The sequence below is a fragment of the Collinsella tanakaei genome (genome assembly GCF_021531055.1).
Taxonomy (GTDB): Bacteria; Actinomycetota; Coriobacteriia; order Coriobacteriales; family Coriobacteriaceae; genus Collinsella; species Collinsella tanakaei_B.
This window is the reverse complement of sequence record NZ_JADYTL010000003.1, coordinates 246,303-253,463: the sequence shown is the minus strand read 5'-3', so window position 1 is coordinate 253,463 and position 7,161 is coordinate 246,303. Positions and strand designations below refer to the sequence as shown.

The following is a 7,161-nucleotide window of genomic DNA, read 5'->3' as shown; positions in this document are numbered from 1 at the left end:
GCCGGCGCCGCAGCCCCCGCGGGCGGTATCGATGCGGAATATCGGCGGTATCGAGCGGGAATATCGGCGGGGGCGCCGGGCGGTATCGATTCGCGCTACACCAGGTACCGAGAAGGACGATTACTCACTCATCTTCAAGCCATGAGAAGAAGCTCGAAAGAATGCGGCGGATGTTGTCGATGTTTGCTTTACTGCAGCGTGATCGGAGTTCGTAGTTGGAAAGGTATTGGCGTAGGTCCTCTGTTCTCATATGAGTCACATGTTTGCTGGTTGTGCTGAGCATGCGCGAGAGAACGGATCTGTAGTATCTGAGCGTGTTCTCGCTACAGCCCTCGAGGTGCTTTGCAGAGAGAAATGCCTTCATAAGCTCAAGGCTTGATGGTCCGAGCGTGACTTCGGCTTCTGAGTTTCTTGGCTGTAAGTTGTATTCGGCTAGCACTCTATCCAAGACAAAAGAAAGCTGTCTCATCTGTGCATTATCCAGATGGGGCAGCATTGCCTGCGAGATCATGTTTATGACCGTCTGTTGACTCATTTCCCTCTCCACGTTAACGGTTTATGTTTTCGACAAAGCGCGCCCGCCGTCTTTGCGAAAGGATATAATCAAGACTATTCCCAGTATTTCGCTGGGAAATAATATGCGAAGGGAGGTGATTCCCTTGGAGAAATTGCTCTCCTGGGTTTTTACTTCCGCGTGGGGCTGGCGCTGTTTCCAGCATTGCTGTGATGAGCTCTATTGCGCGCGTAATAAAGTGATAGATATCTTCTGAAAGATACAGCCCCTACTTCGCTTTTGCTAAAAGCATCAGAAATAATCGGGCTGGAATAATTTAAGAAATTGTTCGATTGGACGTCCTCCAATTTGAAGTGATCGTTCTCCAGTTATGCCTCTGGTAATCAGAAATGGCTCTTTTCTATCACTTGCATCTAATGAGATGAAGTGATCGATATGACCATAACTGTCGGTGTCTTTGCAGTAGCCTGTGTATGCCTCAATAGTCAGATCAAACGAAAAGCCAAAATGGGTACAGACTGTCTCTCTCTTCGCTCGAGTAGCGAAGGCAAAAAGCGTGGTTATTATTTTGTTGTCAGAGTGATTCTTTAATATTGCTGCAGAGTTTTCAGCTGAAGTGAAGTCTTTTGAACTAGCAAAGGACTTCACTTCACACGTTGCCACAATATCATCAAGATGATAGATGTTCGCTATGCCACGTCGAGCTGCCTGGGAAAGAAGCATTATGTCTATCTCGGGGCTTTGCCAATCATCTTTATCATCACATACTATTCCGCTAACAGGAGTGATGTTAAATTCCTCTTGTAGCAAAGTACGTACTGTGCGTTCCCTTATCTTTCCCTTGGTAGGAGCGTGTTTGATACAGTTAAACGCCTCCCAGTGAGCGATTAGGACTCGTTTTCTATATTCCTCAATCTGATCAAACAGTGACATAGTTTTATCCGAAATATTCTTGCATCAAAGATTTCTTCAGAGTTTCGAGTTTTTCAATCTGCTGTTGGACATCAAACCTCAGTTTGTCGACCTGATTAACGAATTCGGCGAACCGCTCCTGTTGCTTTATAGGGGGGAGTGGTATCGAGAAGTTCCCCACGTCTTTAAGTGAGAGGTTCACTTGTGCAATGCCTCGTTTTGCCCTTCTTGTCATTTCAATAATCAATGAAGATGAGAGCGCTTCTTTCAAATAAAATCGATTCAACGGCGCATCATTCTTTAAACGAATTATTGACAGTGCCTGATTGGTATTGGCCGGGAGTACCCATGAAGGGACTATGGCACAGCGTCCTATTGCTCCCGCAATCGAAAAGAGCAGATCACCCTCGAATAGTTGTGAACGACCCATTGCGGAATGGCAGGTCGGGGAAATATGGCTAACTTTGTCGGGGATTAGCTCCCCTCGACTATCGATAGTCTCTATCTTTATAAAATTAACCCCCGTTGATTCATAGGAGAACCCAATAGTCGTAGGGGTTGTGCCCTTGGTGATTCTTTCGCAGCAGTCCGCGAGTCGAACACGTCTGATTTCGGCAGTTTCGAACATCTCGGTAAACCGGGATTTGACCAGTTCATCAAGCTTGTTCACAGTGATTTTGCAGCTATGAAGCTGAGCATCTAAATGGCGGAGACGCTCAGTTACTCTCTCCTGTTCAGACTTGGGCGGAATGGTTACTTCGACTTTCGAGAGGGACGCCTTGTTCAAAGTCACGCCCATGACCGCTCGATTAGCCGACTCTTTCACCCAATCATGGCACTGAAGCTGGTAGAACAGGTATTCTGCGATTGGAGCTCGATCGTCTTTGGGGATGAATGCCATAATGGCCTCATTGGTAAAGAGCGGCTCTCTAGTTATCGCAACCTTTCCTAGCGATAGCTTGAAGCTCATAACAACCGTGTTTGCGGGAACTTCCTTTATTCCGGATTGCTCGATTGCCGCTTCGGTTATCCGTTCTCGCGTCTTAGCAAGATGCTTTCCTCCCCGGCTCAAATCGGACACCGAAGCCCATTGATAAGTTCCTCCCTGCCAATACTCCGGTACATTTCGAGAAGGAGTTTTGCCCATTTGCAGCGTATAGAGGTCCGATAGTCGCGTTTTCATGCCGTCACCGCCGTTCGAGGAAACCGGGATTTGACTAGGTCATCAAGGAGAGAGAGGCAGCGTTGAGAATACTCCGACAGATTCTCAAGAGAATCGAGCACGTTACAGATATAGCTCTGGCGATTATTGTCTGGAAGCACGAAAGTGGACTGCTTCAATAATTTGAAGTGTCTGCTGTATCCGAGGTCCTCCAGTTTCAGACTTTTCAGTGCGTAATACAAATAACGAACATTGTTGGACAAACGAGGCTTAAGGATCTTCACGCCGTCCGCCCCTGCAAAGAACGGGTCTTCAACATACTTGACGCATCTAGTGTGATCTCCGAAAACAATTGCCGGAACATCAGTAAATAGCCCATCCTCATTATTGGAGTATCCGGCAATTTGCTGCTTGCCTTGATCGATTATGGGATGCGACCCGGAAGTGAGGTAATCTCCCTGCTTGATTTTAGTGACACCCTTAGAAACGTCCTTGAAAGCCTCAGAAAATGATGCGCGGCCTACCAAGGAAGTTAATTTCGAGTGTGTTATGCGCTTGGTGCTAGTCTCGGGCATTTGACATCTCTCCGCCTACTTCGAATGATGCTATACCGACATCTCCAGAGACCTTGAAATTTGCTCTGAACTTCGTGCTGCTTTTGCCCTCTCGATTTTCACGCTCAATTAGCTCAGCACCACGGGGGGTGACCATCGATTTATGTAATTCGGCTGATAAGCGATTCGTGTCGATTGTCGACATAAACGCTGCCGATATTAGATATGCGTACGCCACCTGAATCTCGCTAGGTTTGTAGCCCCATTTTATCGATTCATATTTCACTCCGCTGTTAAGCTGATGAATCGTATCTAGCAGAAAGCAAAGTCCGTGACGGCCCATTGGCGGCTTGGGCCAGTCATCCGGAATGGCCCACTTTCGCGGAACTCCGCTTTTCTCAGCTGGTGGGATTATTCCAGATGCGCAGTAATTTCTTACCGTGCTTTCCGAGCAGCCCCATTTTCTTGCCATCTCTTTTGCGGTTGCCATCACAGCATCGCCTCCAGCTCGGCGATGCCCTTGGCAATCTGTTCGTTGAGATCTTTGATTTCTGCAATTAGCTCGCTTGTGGGCGGGTACTCGACCTTCTCGTAGACGATCTCCTTGTACTTGTTGATTGAGAGGTCGTAGTCGTTGTCGATAATCTCCTGCACCGGCACCATGAAGCTCTTCTCGGTACGGGCACGGTCCTTCTCAGCGTTGAGGTTGTGAAAGCGCTCGATGATGTCGGGGATGTCGTTGTCCTTGATGGGCTCTCGCTTGTCGTCCAGGCTGAAGCCGTCCGCCTGCATGTCGTAGAACCAGACGTTGTCCGTGCCGCCGTTGTCGGTTCGGGTGAAGATGAGGATGGCGGTGGACACGCCGGCATAAGGTTTGAACACGCCGGAGGGCATGGAAATCACCGCGACGAGGCGGTTGTTCTCGATGAGCTCCTTTCGGATTGCCTTGTGCGCCTTTTGGGAGCCAAAGAGCACGCCGTCGGGGACGATGGAGGCACAGCGGCCGCCGACCTTTAGGCTCTTGAGGAAAAGCGCCAGAAACAGGAGCTCGGTCTTGGTTGTCGACACCGTGCTGCGCAGATCCTTGGCGATGGTCTCCTTGTCGAGGCTGCCCTTGAAAGGCGGGTTGGCCATGATGAGGGTGTAGGCGTCGCGCTCCTCGTTGTCCTCGGAAAGCGAGTCAAGTTGGGAGATGTTGGGCGCTTCGACGCCGTGCAGCATCATGTTCATGGCGCCGATGCGCATCATGGTGGAATCCGTATCGTGACCGGCGAACATGGTCGTTTGGAAACGCTGCTGGACGTCGGAGCGCATGAGCTCGGTCTTGTAGTGGTCCTTGATGTACTGGGCCGCCATGCAGATGAAGCCTGCGCTGCCCATTGCCGGATCGCAGATGGCGTCCTCGGGGGCGGGCTGCATGAGTTCGACCATCATCTTGATGATGTGGCGCGGCGTGCGGAACTGACCGTTCTGCCCGCTGGTGGCGAGCTTGGAGAGAAGATATTCGTAGACATCGCCCATGATGTCCTTGTTGGAGAGGTCGATCTCTTCGAGCTTGTCCACGATTCGGGTGAGCGTGCGCGCGTTGCTCACCACGAGAATGGCATCCTTCATGTACTTTGCGAAGGCGGTGTCCTTGTTTGAGCCAAGCTCACCCTTGATGAAGGGGAACACGTTCTGAACCATGTTTTCGTACATAGCATCAGGCTCGTAGTTGCGGAAGATATGCCACCGACAGTTCTGGTGCTCGGCATCAAAGATGGAATCAGTGACGGGCTCGCCCAAGAGTTCCGCATTCCTCTCGCGACGCGTCTCGTTGTCATCGAGAATCTTGATGAACATGAGATAGGTGAGCTGCTCGATGACGGTGAGCGGGTTGCTCACGCCGTTGGACCAGAAAATGTCCCAGATGCCGTCGACCTTGGTCTTGAGTTCACCAGTGATCATGGACGCTCCGTTCGCCGAGTTTCAACCGTTTCATTATCTCATCAACGCGCGCAATTCTTCGGGAAGATATGTGCCGCCCGGCTTTGAATGAAGCGCGACATGGCAGTTTGGACACACGGGGATAAGGTCCTTTACCGGGTTGACTTCATGTTCGCCCCCGGAAGCAGAGAGGGGCGTTATGTGGTGCACTTGGATGATTCCGGCGAATTGCGGACCGTATGCGCGCGCAAAGTCAAAGCCACAGATCGCGCAAGAGGTTCCATGGGCAGCAAGGCACGCTTTTCGCGCGGCGTTGCTCCGCTCGTAGCGATCGAGCGGGACCTCCGTACGCGCTCCCTCTAGAAGGATATCTTCTTGGTTGGAAGGTGTTGTCCCAGCCAAGATGTCGAAGAGCAAAGTGTCGAGTCGCGATTGGAATGCAAGCTGGTTGAACTGCTCATTGGCGTATATCGCTAAGAATCTGGTGATGTCGCCACATTCAGCAGTTACATCGTCGTAGCCGATTTTGATGTCCAGCGGTCCGACCTTCTGGATGAGGCAGCGAACAAGTGCATCACCGCGACAGTCCGCCTCGTTAAACTCGACGCCAGAACGATTGTTCTCGAGAGACCGGCACCAGTCTCGGGCAGCGTTCGCATAGAGTTTTCGTTGGATGTAGCTATCTCTGCTTACACGCTCCATCAGTCCTCCATAGGAAGCACGATGCCATAGGGGTTCTCGACGGACAGATGTTTTATTGGACCGAGGATGATCCAGAGATTTCGGTATGTTCGCGGACGCGGGATTCGCCGCTCTCCGAAGCCATCCGTGAAGTAGATGAGTAGGGCATCCCTGAAATAGCGATTATCATTTATGTATGAGATAGTCGGCGAGAAGAGGGTTCCTCCTCTACCGGTCACGTCGAGTTTCACGTCCTCAGGCGATTTGATGCGGTATACGTTTTGTACCGAGTCGTCGCACTCGATGACGGTTATTTCATAGCGGCGGTGCGCGACGATGGCGAAGATTTCGGTAAAGACCGATTTCAGCTGCTCGGTGTCCATGGAAGCGGAGGTATCTATGGCAACAGCAATCTTGAGCGTCTTGCTTTCTTTCGTGCCCGACAGGTCGTAGCGCATGGGCTGACGTCTATTGAGACGGGATCTGGTCTTGAGCTTTTCTGCAGAGATAGTTCCGACATACTGCTTGAGGAGCTGTTTCCAATTGAGCCTCGGCGGTTCATTGATTTGTGCGATTCTCTCGGTGAAGCGTGCTGGCATCATGCTGCGCGCCTCCTCATCCATGAGATCGTTGACATTGTTGAGCAGCTCTTTTGTTGCCGATTCAAGCATCTCGTCAAGAGCTCCCGTGTCGCCGCCGTCTTCTCCGGAGGCTGATTCCCAGGTGTGGTTGCCTATGCTGAAGCCCTTTTGACCTTGGCGACCGTCGGGGGCGGCGTTCTTCTGAGCTGTCCCGGACCGCCTCGAGGCTTCTTCGCTGTCATCGCTTGCATTGACTCTGTCTTTGATTCGGTTGAAGTAGTAGAGATAGTCTTGGCGCGGTGCCAGTTTCGAAAGACCGAATCGCTTTGCGAGTAATTCTGAAGTGATGACTCCCTTGGGAGGGGAGAGAAACTTCTTCCCTTGGGCGATCTCGTAGTTGAGTTGATCGTTTACCGAGGCATCGGCAGCGTAGTTGAAGAGCTTGAACAGACCAGGGTCCCTTTCTGGATTGGTGCGGACCATCTCCGCCGGATGGTTGAAAACGACATGGTCGACCTCATGGCAGAACGCGTACATGACTTCTTTGAGCGAGAGCATGAACAGGAGAAGGGGATTCGCCTCAAAGACGGGAGGGTAGACATCGAGGAGAATGCCGGCGATGGCATCCGTTGAGTAGTTGGTCCTGAAGGACATGGACATAAAGAAGTACCCGTAATAGGTATCGCGCTCCGATACCAGGAACAATGTGGCGAGCTGAGTGAATCGCTGGAAGCCTCTATCAAGTCGCTGCAGGATTTGTGGTTGCGGCTCCCTCTGGTAGCCCTCAACCAGCTCGCGCATCTCCTGGTGAATCGTTGCTATGCTTTCCAT

The 7,161-nt window shown here is 51.2% G+C and carries 8 protein-coding genes; all 8 read right to left on the bottom strand.

Going from position 1 to position 7,161, the window contains the following annotated elements; genetic code table 11:
• Positions 1–124 precede the first annotated feature (124 nt).
• Positions 125–535 (bottom strand): site-specific integrase, encoded by a 411-nt coding sequence (locus I6E04_RS04760; protein ID WP_235422016.1) that lies wholly within the window; start codon positions 533–535, stop codon positions 125–127.
• A gap of 270 nt (positions 536–805) precedes the next feature.
• Positions 806–1,447, bottom strand: coding sequence for a DUF6602 domain-containing protein (locus tag I6E04_RS04755; protein WP_235422015.1), 642 nt, complete (start codon positions 1,445–1,447; stop codon positions 806–808).
• A 4-nt stretch (positions 1,448–1,451) separates the two neighbouring features.
• A complete protein-coding gene (locus I6E04_RS04750) occupies positions 1,452–2,609 on the bottom strand; it encodes a restriction endonuclease subunit S (protein WP_235422014.1) in 1,158 nt (385 codons plus the stop codon).
• Positions 2,606–3,163 (bottom strand): hypothetical protein, encoded by a 558-nt coding sequence (locus I6E04_RS04745; RefSeq protein WP_235422013.1) that lies wholly within the window; start codon positions 3,161–3,163, stop codon positions 2,606–2,608. The genes I6E04_RS04750 and I6E04_RS04745 overlap by 4 nt, the downstream gene beginning before the upstream one ends.
• Positions 3,150–3,632 (bottom strand): helix-turn-helix domain-containing protein, encoded by a 483-nt coding sequence (locus I6E04_RS04740; protein ID WP_328225429.1) that lies wholly within the window; start codon positions 3,630–3,632, stop codon positions 3,150–3,152. The genes I6E04_RS04745 and I6E04_RS04740 overlap by 14 nt, the downstream gene beginning before the upstream one ends.
• Positions 3,632–5,089 carry a type I restriction-modification system subunit M gene (locus tag I6E04_RS04735; protein WP_235422011.1) on the bottom strand — a complete coding sequence of 486 codons (1,458 nt, stop codon included), beginning with the start codon at positions 5,087–5,089 and terminating at the stop codon, positions 3,632–3,634. The genes I6E04_RS04740 and I6E04_RS04735 overlap by 1 nt, the downstream gene beginning before the upstream one ends.
• Positions 5,090–5,122: 33 nt before the next feature.
• Complete coding sequence (locus I6E04_RS04730; RefSeq protein WP_235422010.1) at positions 5,123–5,770, bottom strand: HNH endonuclease; 648 nt, start codon at positions 5,768–5,770, stop codon at positions 5,123–5,125.
• Entirely contained in the window at positions 5,770–7,161 is a 1,392-nt protein-coding gene (locus tag I6E04_RS04725) for a vWA domain-containing protein (protein ID WP_235422022.1), read from the bottom strand. Before I6E04_RS04725 ends, I6E04_RS04730 begins: the two co-directional genes overlap by 1 nt.

What these genes read in the sequence shown, in the direction of transcription:
- I6E04_RS04760 (WP_235422016.1), bottom strand. Translation starts at nt 535, where the DNA reads ATGAGTCAACAGACGGTCATAAACATGATCTCGCAGGCAATGCTGCCC.
- I6E04_RS04755 (WP_235422015.1), bottom strand. Translation starts at nt 1,447, where the DNA reads ATGTCACTGTTTGATCAGATTGAGGAATATAGAAAACGAGTCCTAATC.
- I6E04_RS04750 (WP_235422014.1), bottom strand. Translation starts at nt 2,609, where the DNA reads ATGAAAACGCGACTATCGGACCTCTATACGCTGCAAATGGGCAAAACT.
- I6E04_RS04745 (WP_235422013.1), bottom strand. Translation starts at nt 3,163, where the DNA reads ATGCCCGAGACTAGCACCAAGCGCATAACACACTCGAAATTAACTTCC.
- I6E04_RS04740 (WP_328225429.1), bottom strand. Translation starts at nt 3,632, where the DNA reads ATGGCAACCGCAAAAGAGATGGCAAGAAAATGGGGCTGCTCGGAAAGC.
- I6E04_RS04735 (WP_235422011.1), bottom strand. Translation starts at nt 5,089, where the DNA reads ATGATCACTGGTGAACTCAAGACCAAGGTCGACGGCATCTGGGACATT.
- I6E04_RS04730 (WP_235422010.1), bottom strand. Translation starts at nt 5,770, where the DNA reads ATGGAGCGTGTAAGCAGAGATAGCTACATCCAACGAAAACTCTATGCG.
- I6E04_RS04725 (WP_235422022.1), bottom strand. Translation starts at nt 7,161, where the DNA reads ATGGAAAGCATAGCAACGATTCACCAGGAGATGCGCGAGCTGGTTGAG.